This window comes from Microbacterium galbinum (genome assembly GCF_023101185.1).
Taxonomy (GTDB): Bacteria; Actinomycetota; Actinomycetes; order Actinomycetales; family Microbacteriaceae; genus Microbacterium; species Microbacterium galbinum.
In genome coordinates, this window is record NZ_CP078077.1 from 3,054,653 (window position 1) to 3,068,622 (window position 13,970).

The following is a 13,970-nucleotide window of genomic DNA, read 5'->3' on the forward strand; positions in this document are numbered from 1 at the left end:
CGTCATCCTTGCCTTGACCCGCGAAGGCGCGGTGTCTCCATCGTATGCAAAAACGACGAGAGGCGTCGGGTCACCCCGACGCCTCTCGTTTCGAACGCTGAGATCAGCGCCCTGTGGGCTCAGCGAGCCGCGTAGTACTCGACGACGAGCTGCACTTCGCAGGTCACGGGGACCTCGGCGCGCTTCGGACGACGGACCAGGCGGGCCTGGAGCTTGTCGAGCTCGACCTCGAGGTAGCCCGGAACGGGGGGCAGGACCTCGGCGTGACCGCCGGCTGCTGCCACCTGGAAGGGCTCGGTGCCCTCGCTCTTGGCCTTGACGTGGATGAGCTGTCCGGCCTTCACGCGGAAGGACGGGCGGTCGACGAGCTGGCCGTCGACGAGGATGTGGCGGTGCACGACGAGCTGGCGGGCCTGCGCCGTCGTACGGGCGAAACCGGCGCGCAGCACGAGAGCGTCGAGACGCATCTCGAGGAGCTCGACCAGGTTCTCACCGGTCAGACCCTCCTGGCGGCGGGCTTCGTTGAAGGTGTTGCGCATCTGCTTCTCGCGGATGCCGTACTGCTCGCGCAGACGCTGCTTCTCACGCAGACGGACGGCGTAGTCGCTGTCAGCCTTGCGCTTGGTGCGGCCGTGCTCACCCGGAGCGTAGGGACGCTTCTCGAGGTAGCGGGCGGCCTTCGGGGTGAGAGCGATGCCGAGGGCACGGCTCAGACGCACCTTGCGGCGGTCCTGGGACTTCGTGGTCACGAAGCTGTCCTTCCGATGACGTGGTCGCGTCTCTCGCGACTCACGGACGTATCACCCGCGTTCTTCCTCGGGGCGCACGCCGGGGCGCCGTCGAGGTGTGGTGTGAACGAGGAGATGCCCGAAAACTCGGTTTCGAGCCGCTCAAGTCTATCAGAGGCGCCGCGCGTCCCGCGATGCACCGGATTCCGCCGCCTCCTCCAGAGGCTCCGACTCTCGATCCGGACCGGGCCCGCCGACGGTGAGCCACGCGATCGCGAGTGCGATCGCCGCCAGAGCCACGGCGGTTCCGAGCGTGAGATAGCCCTGGGTGAGCACCCACCCGACGCCCGCCACGAGAAGCGCTGTCGCCGCGATCGCCGCCGGCAGCGGCATGGTGCGCGCCCTCTCGACCGGCCAGATCCGTTCGATCCGGGGGACGGCCGCGCAGAGCACGGCGAGCACCGCCACGATCGCGAGCGCCCACGGGATGCGTGTGATCCACCATGTGGGGGTGAGTACCGGCGGGAACGGCAGCCCCAGCGCCTGCTGTGCACCGACGACGATCGCCATCGCGACCGTATGCCACAGGTAGATGACCATCCCGTACATACCGAGGGCGCCGATGATCACGATCGCGGGGCGCAGACGCATGAGCGCGCGGATCGCCGGCTGAAGGAGCGTGAACAGGTAGACCTGCGCCAGACCGAGCAGGAGCAGGAGCACGGTCGGCGGGTTGAGGTTGGCGATCATGTCGGGGTCGTAGCCCAGCCCGAAGACGGCGACGCACATGAGGCCGTAGGCGGCGACGGCCAGCAGCAGGAGCAACCACCGCGGACGGCGCGAGTACCACTGATCCCGCACGCCGAAGCCGAGTTGCTGCACGAAGAGCCAGACGAAGAGCCAATTGAGGGCGCCGATCGGCAGACCCCCGAAACGAGAGACGAGATCGACGATCACGACGAGCGCGGCCAGGGTGAAGTACGTCGTCCAGGCCGCACGGCGGTGCAGCGCGGCCATCAGCGGTACGAACGAGGTGCAGATCGCGTACACCGCGATGAACCAGAGCGGCTCGGCGAGCCGGAACGCGAAGGTCCGGAGGAACTCGGCATCGGCTCCGCAGACCGCCATCACCGCGAGGGTGAGGAGCACGCCGAGCATCGCGAGGAACACCGGGCGCGCGAGTCGGAGGGCTCGGACGCGGATGTACTCCCCCGCCGTCTCCCCTCTCTTCTCGAGTCGGCGCCAGGTGGTGATGCCGGCGAAGCCTCCGGCGATGAAGAACGTGGGCATGATCATCCCGATCCAGGTGATCCAAGCCAGCGGCGTCCACTCCGCGAGTGCGTTGAAGGCACGGGGCGGATCGCCCTCGATGCCCATCTGGATCGCATGCAGCACGACCACCACCGGGAGGCAGATCGCGCGGACGAAGTCGATCGAGAGATCACGATCGGGCGGAATGCGAAGAGGAGAACGCGTCACCCGCACACTGTAGAGGGTCAGGCGTCCGCTGCGGGCGTCCGCTGCGCGCGGGGGCTGCGGGTCAGCGCCCGTCGAGAATGCGGCGGATCTTCTCGAGCCGCGCCGAGACATCGCGCTCGGCCCCCAGAGCCTTCGGCGCGTAGTAGCGGCGCCCCTGCAACTCGTCGGGGAGGTACTGCTGGGCCACGATGCCGAACTCGTTGTCGTGCGGGTACGCGTAGCCGCGGCCATGACCGAGCCGCTTCGCCCCCGGATAGTGCGCGTCGCGCAGGTGGAGCGGGACCCGGCCGAAGCCGCCCTTCCGGATGTCGGCGATCGCGGCGTCGATGCCCGCGTACGCCGCATTCGACTTGGCCGTCGTCGCGAGGTACACGGTCGCCTCGGCGAGCGGGATGCGCCCCTCCGGCATCCCGATGAAAGCGACGGCGTCGGCGGCGGCGACGGCGATCACCAACGCCTGCGGATCGGCGAGGCCCACGTCTTCGGAGGCGGAGATCACGAGCCGCCGAGCGATGAACCGGGGATCCTCTCCCGCCTCGATCATCCGGGCGAGGTAGTGCAACGCCGCATCGGCATCCGACCCGCGAATCGACTTGATGAACGCACTGATGACGTCGTAGTGCTCGTCTCCCTGACGGTCGTAGCGCAACAGCGCTCGGTCGACGGCCTGCGCGACGTCGTCGGCGGAGACTTCCGGGACGACGGATGCCGCACCGGCGGCTTCTCCCCCGGTATCGCCGCTCGCCACGTCGGCTTCGTCGTCGTCGGCGTCCTCAGCGTCCTCATCGTCGTCGCCGGCGTCTTCCGCGTCAGGCGGGCTCCCGTGCGAGAGCGCGACGGCCGCACCGGCCTCGAGGCCGGTGAGGGCACGGCGCGCGTCGCCGGAGGCGAGGCGGATGAGCGCGGCCCGCGCCTCATCGCTGAGCTTCACCGCGCCGTGCAGGCCGCGAGCATCGGTGACGGCGCGATCGACGAGCAGACCGATGTCGTCGTCGGTGAGAGGTTGCAGGGTGAGGAGGAGCGATCGCGAGAGCAGCGGCGAGATCACCGAGAACGACGGGTTCTCGGTCGTCGCGGCGATCAGGATCACCCAGCCGTTCTCGACACCCGGCAGGAGAGCGTCCTGCTGCGCCTTCGTGAAGCGGTGGATCTCGTCGAGGAACAGGATCGTCGTCTGACCGTAGAGGTCACGCTGCGTGATCGCCTCCTGCATGACCTCGCGCACGTCCTTCACACCCGCCGTGATCGCCGAGAGCTCGACGAAGCGGCGACCGGACGAACGGGCGATGGCCTGCGCGAGCGTCGTCTTACCGGTACCGGGAGGCCCCCAGAGGATGATGGAGACCGCGCCGGGCGACGATGCCTCGGGGTCGGCGAGGGCGACGATCGGCGAGCCGGAACGGAGCAGGTGCCGCTGACCGGCCACCTCGTCGAGCGAGACGGGACGCATGCGCACGGCGAGCGGTGTCTGCCCCGAGAGCAGGGCGGCGGCAGGGGTCATCCCTCCAGGCTAATGCGGTCCACCGACACCGGCGACGATATGCTCTGAGACGACGTCGCCCTGCGGCGTCGATGAGAGGAGCACGCAATGGCGGCACGCGGTTCGAAGAGCGCGCAGGAGCGCACCCAGGCCGAGCGCGCGCGGGTCTACGCGGCGCGCACGGCACAGCACCAGGAGAAGATCCGTCGCCGCGTGCGCGACAACGTGATCGCCGGCGTGGGTGGCGCGGTCCTCGTGCTCGCAGCGATCGCGAGCCAGGTGGCGCACGCACAGGTCACGGCACCGGAGCCCACGCCCACTCCCTCCTCGTCCGTCGAGCCGACCGCTCCGGTGGAGACCCCCGCCCCCACCGAGGCACCCGCTCCCGAGGAGACCCCGGCGGAGTGATCCGCGCCCGCTCCGACGCGGAGCGGAACGTCACCGCATCGCATCGTCGCGGCGTACTAGGCTGAACATCGTCCTTTCCGCCTCCCGCGGCCAACCGCGCAAGGAGAACACTGTGTCTGCCAACGAGTCCTCGAAGCCGACTCCCCCCGTCCCCGCTCCCCCGGCGAAGCCGCTGCCGCGCAAGCTGCCCGCCCCCGCCGCCGCCGTTCCGGCCGCGTCCACCGCCCCCGTCTCCAGCGATGCTGCGAAGTGGGGTCGCGTCAGCGAGGACGGCACGGTCGAGGTGCGCGAGGGTGAGAACTGGCGCGTCGTCGGCCAGTACCCCGACGGCACGCCCGACGAGGCGCTCGCCTACTTCGTGCGCAAGTACGAGGACATCGCCTTCAAGGTGCAGACCCTCGAACAGCGGCACCAGGCCGGCGGCGCGACCGCCAGCGATCTGGTCAAGCAGGCCGGGCACCTGGTCGACGAAGCCACGGATGCCGCCGCCGTCGGTGACCTCGCCGGTCTCCTCGAGCGGCTGCTCACGCTGACCGCGTCCCTTTCCGAGGCCACGGCCGAGGAGCAGCAGCGCGCGAAGGAGCTGCTCGACCAGGCCATCGCCGAGCGCACCGCGCTGGTGGAGCGCGCCGAGGCGATCGCCGCACGCGACCTCTCGAAGGTGCAGTGGAAGCAGGTCACCGCCGAGCTCGGTGAGCTCTTCGACGCCTGGCAGGCTCAGCAGCAGAACGGCCCGCGCCTGTCGAAGGGCCTGTCGCAGCAGCTCTGGAAGCGATTCCGCGACGCTCGTTCGGTCGTCGACAAGCACCGCCGTGCGTTCTACTCGGAGCTCGACGACACGCACAAGGCCGCCCGTGATGCGAAAACCCGCCTCATCGAGCGCGCCGAAGCCCTCGCCCCGCGCGGCACCGACGGGATTCCCGCCTACCGCACGCTGCTCGACGACTGGAAGGCCGCCGGCCGCGCAGGTCGAAAGGCCGACGACGCCCTCTGGGCCCGGTTCAAGGCCGCCGGAGACGCGCTCTACGCCGCGCGTGCCGAGCAGTCCGCCGCCGAAGAGGCCGAGTCCGCTCCCAAGATCGAGGCGCGTCAGGCTCTTCTGGAAGAGGCCAAGGCCGTCGCCGACGAGTCCAACATCAAGCGCGCCCGCGCCCTGCTCACGCGCATCCAGCGGCAGTGGGATGAGATCGGCCGCATCTTCCCCCGCGACAAGGAGCGCGCGCTCGACGACAAGCTCCGCGTCATCGAGCAGGCCCTCAAGGCCCGCGAAGAGGTCGACTGGAAGAAGAACAACCCCGAGACCAAGGCGCGCGCCAACGACATGAGCTCTCAGCTCCTCGAGGCGATCGAGAAGCTCGAGTCCGAGCTCGCCACGGCCGAGAAGTCGGGCGACAAGAAGGCGATCAAGGAAGCGTCCGACGCTCTCGAGGCGCGCCGCGCCTGGCTGAGCGCCCTCGGCGGCTGACGAGTTCTCCACAGCTCCCGTCCGAGCACACGACAGCGGGATGCCCTGGGCCACACTGGCCTGGTGCATCCCGCTTTCCTGTATCTGCCCGGCCAACGCCTGACACTGCCCGAGCTCACCGCCGCCCGCCTCGACGGCGACGTCGTCGACATCGGCGAGGCCTTCATCCCCGCCGACCTCGTCGAGGGCGCCGACGTGCGGGCAGCGTCGATCGCCACGATCGTGCACCCGGGCACCGCGGTCTGCGGGCCGAGCGCGGTATGGGTGCACGGTGCATGCGATGCGCCGCCGAACCCGCATCATCTTCGCCGTGCGGTGGCGAGGCGCATCCGCGCCGTGCAGAGTCCACGGGTGCGTTATCACGACACGCCACTCCCGGCCGAGGACCTCCTCCTCATCGGCGGCATCCCGATCACGACTGCCGAACGCACGCTGATCGATCTCGCGCTCGGGAGCCACCGGGAACCCGCTCTGGATCGCTGGGCGCACATGCTCATCGAGCACGATCCAGGTCTCATCGGGACCGCACGGGAACGCATCCGCACCCTGCGGCGCGTGCCAGGCTCTCGACGTGCCCTGGAACTTCTCGAGGGACTCGGTATCAGGAGGACGTGACGCGGTACACGTCGTACACCGCGTCGATCCTGCGCACGGCGTTGAGAACGCGGTCGAGGTGCACGGCATCGCCCATCTCGAACACGAACCGGCTGATCGCCAGTCGGTCGTCATTGGTGTTGACCGTGGCGGAGAGGATGTTGACGTGGTGCTCGCTCAGTACGCGCGTGACGTCGGACAGCAGACCGGAGCGGTCGAGGGCCTCGACCTGGATCTGCACGCGGAACACGCTCTTGGTGGTCGGCGCCCACGACACCTCGACGAATCGGTCCTGCTCGCTGCTCAGGGCCTTGACGTTGACGCAATCGCTGCGGTGCACCGAGACCCCGCTGCCGCGCGTCACGAAGCCGACGATCGGATCCCCGGGAACCGGCGTGCAGCACTTCGCGAGTTTCACGAGGATGTCGGCGGCGCCGCGGACGAGAACGCCGGAGTCGCCCGCACGCGGTTCGCGGGTCGGCACGCTGCCCGGCAGGTCGATGGCGCCGGTCGTGGTGTCGTTCGCGGCGACGTTGGCCGTGACCTTCTCGAGCACCGACTGGGTCGAGATATGCCCCTCGCCCACGGCCGCGTACAGCGCCGAGACGTCTTCGTAGCGCAGCTGCTGGGCGACCTCAGCGAACGAGTCCTGGCTCATCAACCGCTGCAGGGGCAGGTTCTGCCGGCGCATCGCGCGCGCGATCGCCTCCTTGCCCTGTTCGATGGCCTCTTCGCGCCGCTCCTTCGTGAACCAGCCACGGATCTTGTTGCGCGCTCGCGTGCTCTTGACGAATCCGAGCCAGTCCTGACTCGGTCCGGCATCGGGGTTCTTCGAGGTGAAGACCTCGACGACGTCGCCACTCTTCAGCTCGGACTCCAGCGGCACCAGGCGCCCGTTCACCTTCGCACCCATCGTGCGATGGCCGATCTCGGTGTGCACCGCATACGCGAAGTCGACGGGCGTCGCACCGGCCGGAAGACCGACGACGCGCCCCTTCGGCGTGAAGACGTAGACCTCCTTCGCGCCGATCTCGAACCGCAGCGAGTCGAGGAACTCCCCCGGGTCGGCCGTCTCGGCCTGCCAGTCGGAGATGTGCGCGAGCCAGGCCATGTCGGTGTCGGATGCCCGCACCTCGGCCTTGCCGCCGTTCATCCGCTCCTTGTACATCCAGTGCGCCGCAACGCCGTACTCGGCCTGCTGGTGCATCTCGTGCGTACGGATCTGGATCTCGACCGTGCGCCCCGCGGGGCCGATCACGGTCGTGTGCAGCGACTGATAGAGATTGAACTTCGGGGTGGCGATGTAGTCCTTGAACCGACCGGGCAGCGGCGTCCACCGCGCATGGATCGCACCCAGCACGGCGTAGCAGTCACGCACCGAAGCGACGAGCACGCGGATGCCGATCAGGTCGTAGATGTCGTCGAACTCGCGACCCCGCACCACCATCTTCTGGTACACGGAGTAGAGCTGCTTCGGTCGGCCCGAGACCTTGCCGCGGATGCGCAGATCACGCAGATCCTCGTCGATCTCCTCGACGACCTGGCTCAGATACTTCTCGCGCTGCGGAGTGCGCTGAGCGATGAGGCTGTGGATCTCGTTGTAGATCTTGGGGTGCAGCACCGCGAACGAGAGGTCTTCGAGCTCGGACTTGATCGCCTGGATACCGAGACGATTGGCCAGGGGCGCGTAGATCTCGAGCGTCTCCTTGGCCTTCTTCGCCGCCTTCTCCGGCGGGACGAAGCCCCAGGTACGAGCATTGTGCAGACGGTCGGCGAGCTTGATCAGGAGCACGCGGATGTCCTTCGACATCGCCACGATCATCTTGCGGACGGTCTCGGCCTGGGCGCTCTCGCCGTACTTGACCTTGTCGAGCTTGGTGACACCGTCGACCAGCATCGCGACCTCGTCGCCGAACTCGGCGGTGAGGTCGGTCAGCGCGTAGCCGGTGTCTTCGACCGTGTCGTGCAGGAGCGCCGCCGCGATGGCGCGCGGTCCGAGACCGAGCTCGGCGAGGATCTGCGCGACGGCGAGCGGATGCGTGATGTACGGCTCGCCGCTCTGCCGCTGCTGGCCGGTGTGCTTGTCCTTGGCGACCGCGTACGCGCGCTCGATCACCGAGAAATCACCGCGGGGGTGGTTGGCCCGGACGGTGCGGATCAGGTTGTCGAGGTCGTTGACCCTGGACGCGCGCGAGAAGATGCGGGGAACCAGACGCCGCAGGCTCGATCCCTGCGCCGGCGACTGTGCTTCCGCCATCCGCTCACCTCCGAATCAGAACATCAGACAATCCTACGTCCGTCCGGCGGGAGCGGCTCCCACCGGACGGATACGTCAGGCTTCGACCGTCGCGCGCAGGCGCGCTTCGCGGATCCGGGCGTCGCGCTCGCGGATCTGCGGCTCGTTCTCGCGGAAGAGCGAGTAGAGCGGAGCGGCGACGAACAGCGTCGAGTACGTCGCCACGAGGATGCCGACGAAGATCGACAGCGAGATGTCGGTGAGGGTCTCGGCACCGAGCCACAGCGATCCGATGAAGAGGATCGCTCCGACCGGGAGCGCCGCGACCACCGAGGTGTTGATCGATCGCACGAGGGTCTGGTTCACCGCCAGGTTGACGGACTCCCCGAACAGACGCGCCGATTTCTCGCCGTCTTCATGAGTGTTCTCGCGGATCTTGTCGAAGACGACCGTCGTGTCGTACAAGGAGTACGCCAAGATCGTGAGGAATCCGATCACCGCCGCCGGCGAGATCTCGAAGCCGGCCAGCGCGTAGACGCCGACGGTGATCACGAGCACGTCGAGCAGACCGATGATCGCTGCGGCCGACATCTTCCAGGTGCGGAAGTAGATCGCCAGGATCAGGAAGGTGAGGGCGAGGAAGATCGCCAGGCCCCACAGCGACTGGCGGGTGACGCTCTCACCCCAGGCCGGACCGATGAACGACGACGTCACCTCCGCAGTGTCGACGCCGTACGCGTCGGCGAGTGCCGCGGTGACCTGCTGCGTCTCATCGGCCGTCATCTGGTCGGTCTGCACACGGATGTCGTCACCGTTCACCACGACGACCTTGGTCGCCGACTCGGGCACGACCGACTTGACCGCGTCGGTGGCGATCTGCTGATCCGTGCTGTCGGGGGCCGCGACGGTGAACTGCGACCCGCCGGTGAACTCGATCGAGAACTGGATCGGACGGATCAGCGGCACCAGAGCCGAGCCCACGACCAGGATGATCGCGATGATGAACCACAGGCGGCGACGACCGACGAACGGGAAAGAGGTCTTCCCCGTGTACAGGTTGTTGCCGAACTCATTCATGGAAGGCATCAGGCGTCTCCCTCACTTCCGGCGTTGGTGGGTCTGTCACCCGCGAGAGCCTCCGCGCGCTTGCGCTCGGCGATGGTCTGACGACGCTCCGCCTCGCCGCGCGAACGCGAGTTGCGCGCGCCACGGCCGGCGGATGCCGTCGCGACCTCGCGGAACTGCGACCGATTGCGGTAGACGGCGCCCAGTGCTTCGGGGTCGAGCCCCGAGAGCTTGTGGCCGCCTCCGAAGAAGCGCGTGCGAGCGAGCAGTTGCATCACCGGGTGCGTGAAGATCACGAAGATGAACACGTCGATGATGGTCGTGAGGCCGAGCGTGAACGCGAACCCCTTCACCGTCGAGTCGGCCAGGATGTACAGCACGAGCGCGGCGAGGATGTTGATCGACTTCGAGATGTAGATCGTGCGCTTGGCGCGACCCCATCCGTCTTCGACCGCGGAGGTGATCGACTTGCCGTCTCGCAGTTCGTCTCGGATTCTCTCGAAGTAGACGATGAAGGAGTCGGCGGTGAATCCGATCGACACGATCAGACCGGCGACGCCGGCGAGTGAGAGACGGAAGCCGAGGCGCCACGCCAGGATGCAGATGACGATGTAGGTCAGCACACCCATCACCGCGATGGACGCGATGATCACCGTCCCGAGGGCTCGGTAGACGATGAGCGAATAGATCGCGACGAGGATCAGGCCGATGAGACCGGCGATGAGACCGATCTGCAGCTGCTGCGTACCGAGTGTCGCCGAGACGGTGTCGGAGCTCTGCACGGTGAAGCTCAGCGGCAGCGCTCCGTACTTGAGCTGATCGGCGAGAGTCGTGGCCGACTCCTGCGTGAAGCTGCCCGAGATGCTCGGCCGACCGTCGAGGATCACACCGTTCATGCGAGGCGCCGAGATGACGACGCCATCGAGCACGAACGCGAACTGGTCGCGCGGCGTCAGACCGTCGATGCGGTTCTGGTTGAGGCGGGTGCTGACCTTGCCGAACTTGTCGGCCCCATCCGGGTTCATCGTGAGCTGCACGAGCCACGCGCCGTTCTGCGGGTCGCGACCGCTCGCGGCGTCGTCGATCGCCGTTCCGTCGAGCTCGGCCGGGCCGAGCAGGAACTTGGCCTGACCGGTCTCGTCGCAGGCGATCATTGGCTGCTCGCTCGGCACGTTGGTGGGGTTGTCGGGGTTCGCGCAGTCGTAGGCGAGGAACTCCGCCTGCAGCTTGGGCGTGGCCCAGTTGAGGTCGCTGCCGTCGGTCGGCTCGGCCGTCGGCGTCGCCTCCAGCGAGGGGTCGGGGCTGGGGTACGGCGTCTCGTTACCGTCGTCACCGACGAAGGACGTCGTCGCGGCGGTCGTTGCCAGGACCGCTCGGAACTCGAGCTGCGCACTGCTGGTGATCCGCTCGCGCGTCTGCTCGTCGGCGACACCCGGGATCTGGACGACGATGTTGCGTCCGCCCTCGGTGGTGATGTCGGCCTCCGCCACGCCCGAGGCATCGACGCGCTGGCGGATGATCGAGGCTGCCTGGTCGAGCTGTTCCGCGGACGGCGCTGCCCCTTCCTCCGTCTCGGCCTGCAGCACGATCTGGGTGCCGCCCTGGAGGTCGAGTGCGAGCTCCGGAGCCCACGAGCTCTTCCCGAAGACGTACACCCCGGCCGCGTTGATGCCGAAGAGGACACCCGTCACGAGGAGCAGGCCGAGAAGGACCCGCCAGGCGTGACGGACAGGAGAGGATGAAGCCACGTGAGTTCAGCTTTCTGAGAGGCCGGATTCCGGGGTGCGGTCGAACGCCGCGGACTTACTTGTCGTCGGCGTCGCGGTCGAGGCGCGCGCGCGTCTCTTCCGGGGTCTCGGCGATCGGAGCGTCGGCTTCGACGACCAGGTCGTCGTCAGCGAGCTCGGTGTCGTCGGCGACGATGTCCTTGGGCTCGACGATGCGGAGGATCGCCTGGCTGTGCACCTCGATCACGACACCGGGGGCGACCTCGACCGACGCGGGGTGGTCGAGGTCATCGGGGTCGTAGGAGACGATCGTGCCGTAGATGCCGCCCTGCAGGAGCACGCGCACGCCGGGAACCGTCTTCGTCGCCTTCTCCTCCTGCTCGGCCTTCATCTGCTTCTGACGCTTGCGCGTGTTGAAGATCATGAAGACGAGGAGGACGGCCAGGAGACCGAAGAGGATGATTTCCATGGGGCGGAGCGCCTTTCTGAGGTGCACGCACCATCAACGGGCGCACAGAAGTTTCGGGGGAAGTCTTCTGTGATTATAGGTCATCGAAGCGAAGCGCTCCGTCGGGATGCGCCACACCCAGATGCGCATACGCCTCAGGCATGGCGACGCGCCCCCGCGGAGTGCGACCGAGGAAACCGATCCGGACGAGATAGGGCTCGACGACGCTCTCGACGGTCTCGGCCTCTTCGCCGACGGCGACGGCGAGGGTGCTCAGTCCCACCGGCCCCCCGCGGAACCGCCGCACGAGCGCTTCGAGAACGGCGCGGTCGAGGCGGTCCAGGCCGATGGGGTCGACGTCGTACAGTTCGAGAGCGGCGCGGACGTCGGCGATGGTCGCCGCTCCCCCACCGTGCACGAGCGCGTAGTCGCGCACGCGTCGGAGAAGGCGGTTCGCGATGCGGGGCGTCCCGCGCGATCGGCGGGCGATCTCGGACAGCGAATCGGACGGCAGATCGACGCGGAGGACCGCCGCGGATCGCGCGATCACCCGCTCGAGCTCGCCCTCCTCGTAGAACTCCAGATGACCGGTGAACCCGAATCGATCGCGCAGCGGATTCGGTAGCAGGCCCGACCGCGTCGTCGCTCCCACCAGGGTGAACGGTGCGAGTTCGAGCGGGATGCTGGTGGCCCCCGCCCCCTTGCCCACCATGATGTCGATGCGGAAATCCTCCATCGCGAGATAGAGCATCTCCTCGGCGGAGCGCGCCATCCGGTGGATCTCGTCGATGAAGAGCACCTCGCCGGGAACGAGGCTCGACAGGAGCGCAGCGAGATCGCCGGCGTGCTGGATGGCCGGTCCGCTCGACAGGCGCAGGGGGCGCTCGCTCTCGTGCGCGACGATCATCGCCAGCGTCGTCTTGCCGAGTCCGGGCGGGCCCGCGAGAAGGATGTGATCGGCGGGTCGGCTCTGGATGCGTGCGGCCTCGAGGAGGAGCTGGAGCTGGCCGCGCACCTTCTGCTGTCCGACGAACTCGCCGAGACTCGTCGGCCGCAGGGCGCCCTCGATCGCGAGCTCGGTCTCGTCGACGGGCTCGGAGGCGTCGAGTGCGTCAGCCACGTGCCGGCCCCAGCAGGGCAAGAGTGCGGCGGAGGAGCGGTGCGACGGCCGAACGCTCGGCATCGGATGCCTCTGCGGCCGTCTGCGCGGCGGCCTCGGCGGCGACCTTCTCCGACCATCCGAGTCCGATGAGGGCGGCCGCGACCTGACCCACCACGTCCACGGCGCCCGAGGGACTCGGCGCTGCCGCGACCGTCGGCTGCACCTTGCCGGCGAGCTGCACGACGATGAGCTTCGCGGTCTTGGGACCGATTCCGGACACGCGACGGAAAGGCGCGTCGTCCTCGGCGTTCACCGCCTCTGCGATCTGGTCGACGGTCAGGTGCGACAGCACCCCCAGGGCGGATTTCGGCCCTACGCCCGTCACGCTGATGAGGAGCCCGAAGACCTCGAGCTCGTCGCGCTCGGCGAACCCGAAGAGCGAGAGCGCGTCCTCGCGCACGATCAGGCTCGTGTGCAACCGCAACTGCTGCCCCACGGTGGCGGTGTGCGCGACGTCGGCCGGGACGGCGACGGAGAAGCCGACGCCGCCCACCTCGACGACGACTTGGTCGGAGGTCGAGTGCAGCACGGTGCCGTGCAGGGAGGAGATCATCCTCCCAGCCTAGGCCCCGCGTCGTACGTATGTTCGAGCGACACGCTCCGCGTCCGCCCAGGCGCGCTGGGCCGGCGTGAGCCCGCCCGCTGCGGATGGCGCCCCCGCGCCGCCTCGGCGCCAGGCGTGGCAAAGGGCGATGGCGAGGGCATCCGCGGCATCCGCCGGCTGCGGAGGCGCGTCGAGGCGCAGGATCCGGGCGATCATCGCCTGCACCTGGCGCTTGTCGGCAGATCCGTAACCGGTCACGGCGGCCTTGACCTCGCTCGGCGTGTGGGTCGCCGCGGGAAGACCCGCCTCTGCCGCGAGTAGCAGCGCGACTCCGCTGGCCTGAGCCGTGCCCATCACCGTGTGCGTGTTCTGCTGCGCGAACACGCGCTCGACCGCGACCGCCTGCGGAGAATGCGCGGCGATGACCTCACGGATGCCGGCGGCGACGATCGCGAGACGCTCGCCGATCGGCGCATCCGGAGACGAACGGATCACCCCGACGTGCACGAGCGTGCCGCGACGCGATCCGTCGACGTCGACGATGCCCACACCGCATCGCGTGAGGCCCGGGTCGATCCCGAGAACGCGCAGCGAAGAGGAGGTCACTCCCCCAGGCTAGGCCGCACCGTCGACG

General features: G+C 68.5%; 13 protein-coding genes. 3 read left to right on the forward strand and 10 right to left on the reverse strand.

From position 1 onward, the window contains the following. Positions 1-119: 119 nt before the first annotated feature. The 3 genes from rpsD to KV396_RS14795 form a co-directional block, all read right to left on the reverse strand. Positions 120-749 carry a 30S ribosomal protein S4 gene (gene rpsD / locus KV396_RS14785; protein ID WP_247622432.1) on the reverse strand — a complete coding sequence of 210 codons (630 nt, stop codon included), beginning with the start codon at positions 747-749 and terminating at the stop codon, positions 120-122. Positions 750-899: 150 nt separating this feature from the next. Continuing rightward, positions 900-2,207: an acyltransferase family protein gene (locus KV396_RS14790; protein WP_247956187.1), complete on the reverse strand. Its 1,308-nt coding sequence runs from the start codon at positions 2,205-2,207 to the stop codon at positions 900-902. 61 nt (positions 2,208-2,268) lie between these two features. Next, positions 2,269-3,708, reverse strand: coding sequence for a replication-associated recombination protein A (locus KV396_RS14795; protein WP_247956188.1), 1,440 nt, complete (start codon positions 3,706-3,708; stop codon positions 2,269-2,271). 87 nt (positions 3,709-3,795) lie between these two features. On the opposite strand from KV396_RS14795, the gene KV396_RS14800 reads away from it, so the two are divergent. The 3 genes from KV396_RS14800 to KV396_RS14810 all read left to right on the forward strand — a co-directional run bounded on the left by KV396_RS14800 (position 3,796) and on the right by KV396_RS14810 (position 6,175). Then, the gene (locus KV396_RS14800) at positions 3,796-4,095 is read left to right on the forward strand and encodes a hypothetical protein (protein WP_247956189.1); all 300 of its coding nucleotides are present in this window, start codon (positions 3,796-3,798) and stop codon (positions 4,093-4,095) included. Between the two features lie 112 nt (positions 4,096-4,207). Next, a complete protein-coding gene (locus tag KV396_RS14805; protein ID WP_247956190.1) occupies positions 4,208-5,560 on the forward strand; it encodes a DUF349 domain-containing protein in 1,353 nt (450 codons plus the stop codon). A gap of 63 nt (positions 5,561-5,623) precedes the next feature. Next, positions 5,624-6,175: a type IV toxin-antitoxin system AbiEi family antitoxin gene (locus KV396_RS14810; protein ID WP_247956191.1), complete on the forward strand. Its 552-nt coding sequence runs from the start codon at positions 5,624-5,626 to the stop codon at positions 6,173-6,175. On the opposite strand, the gene KV396_RS14815 is transcribed toward KV396_RS14810, so the two are convergent. From KV396_RS14815 to ruvC, 7 genes are all read right to left on the reverse strand, one after another. Continuing rightward, complete coding sequence (locus KV396_RS14815) at positions 6,162-8,411, reverse strand: RelA/SpoT family protein (protein ID WP_247632174.1); 2,250 nt, start codon at positions 8,409-8,411, stop codon at positions 6,162-6,164. The genes KV396_RS14810 and KV396_RS14815 overlap by 14 nt on opposite strands. A gap of 75 nt (positions 8,412-8,486) precedes the next feature. Continuing rightward, positions 8,487-9,476, reverse strand: coding sequence for a protein translocase subunit SecF (secF, locus tag KV396_RS14820; protein WP_247622425.1), 990 nt, complete (start codon positions 9,474-9,476; stop codon positions 8,487-8,489). Further along, positions 9,476-11,203: a protein translocase subunit SecD gene (secD, locus tag KV396_RS14825; RefSeq protein ID WP_247956192.1), complete on the reverse strand. Its 1,728-nt coding sequence runs from the start codon at positions 11,201-11,203 to the stop codon at positions 9,476-9,478. Before secD ends, secF begins: the two co-directional genes overlap by 1 nt. 55 nt (positions 11,204-11,258) lie before the next feature. Continuing rightward, positions 11,259-11,651: a preprotein translocase subunit YajC gene (locus KV396_RS14830; protein ID WP_247632171.1), complete on the reverse strand. Its 393-nt coding sequence runs from the start codon at positions 11,649-11,651 to the stop codon at positions 11,259-11,261. A 73-nt stretch (positions 11,652-11,724) separates the two neighbouring features. Continuing rightward, positions 11,725-12,750 carry a Holliday junction branch migration DNA helicase RuvB gene (gene ruvB / locus KV396_RS14835; protein WP_247956193.1) on the reverse strand — a complete coding sequence of 342 codons (1,026 nt, stop codon included), beginning with the start codon at positions 12,748-12,750 and terminating at the stop codon, positions 11,725-11,727. After that, positions 12,743-13,345, reverse strand: coding sequence for a Holliday junction branch migration protein RuvA (ruvA, locus tag KV396_RS14840; RefSeq protein ID WP_247956194.1), 603 nt, complete (start codon positions 13,343-13,345; stop codon positions 12,743-12,745). The genes ruvB and ruvA overlap by 8 nt, the downstream gene beginning before the upstream one ends. Before the next feature lie 9 nt (positions 13,346-13,354). Further along, positions 13,355-13,942, reverse strand: a complete 588-nt coding sequence (ruvC, locus tag KV396_RS14845) for a crossover junction endodeoxyribonuclease RuvC (RefSeq protein WP_247956195.1) — start codon at positions 13,940-13,942, stop codon at positions 13,355-13,357. Positions 13,943-13,970 lie beyond the last annotated feature (28 nt).

What these genes read in the sequence shown, in the direction of transcription:
- KV396_RS14795 (WP_247956188.1), bottom strand. Translation starts at nt 3,708, where the DNA reads ATGACCCCTGCCGCCGCCCTGCTCTCGGGGCAGACACCGCTCGCCGTG.
- KV396_RS14800 (WP_247956189.1), top strand. Translation starts at nt 3,796, where the DNA reads ATGGCGGCACGCGGTTCGAAGAGCGCGCAGGAGCGCACCCAGGCCGAG.
- KV396_RS14815 (WP_247632174.1), bottom strand. Translation starts at nt 8,411, where the DNA reads ATGGCGGAAGCACAGTCGCCGGCGCAGGGATCGAGCCTGCGGCGTCTG.
- secF (WP_247622425.1), bottom strand. Translation starts at nt 9,476, where the DNA reads ATGCCTTCCATGAATGAGTTCGGCAACAACCTGTACACGGGGAAGACC.
- KV396_RS14830 (WP_247632171.1), bottom strand. Translation starts at nt 11,651, where the DNA reads ATGGAAATCATCCTCTTCGGTCTCCTGGCCGTCCTCCTCGTCTTCATG.
- ruvA (WP_247956194.1), bottom strand. Translation starts at nt 13,345, where the DNA reads ATGATCTCCTCCCTGCACGGCACCGTGCTGCACTCGACCTCCGACCAA.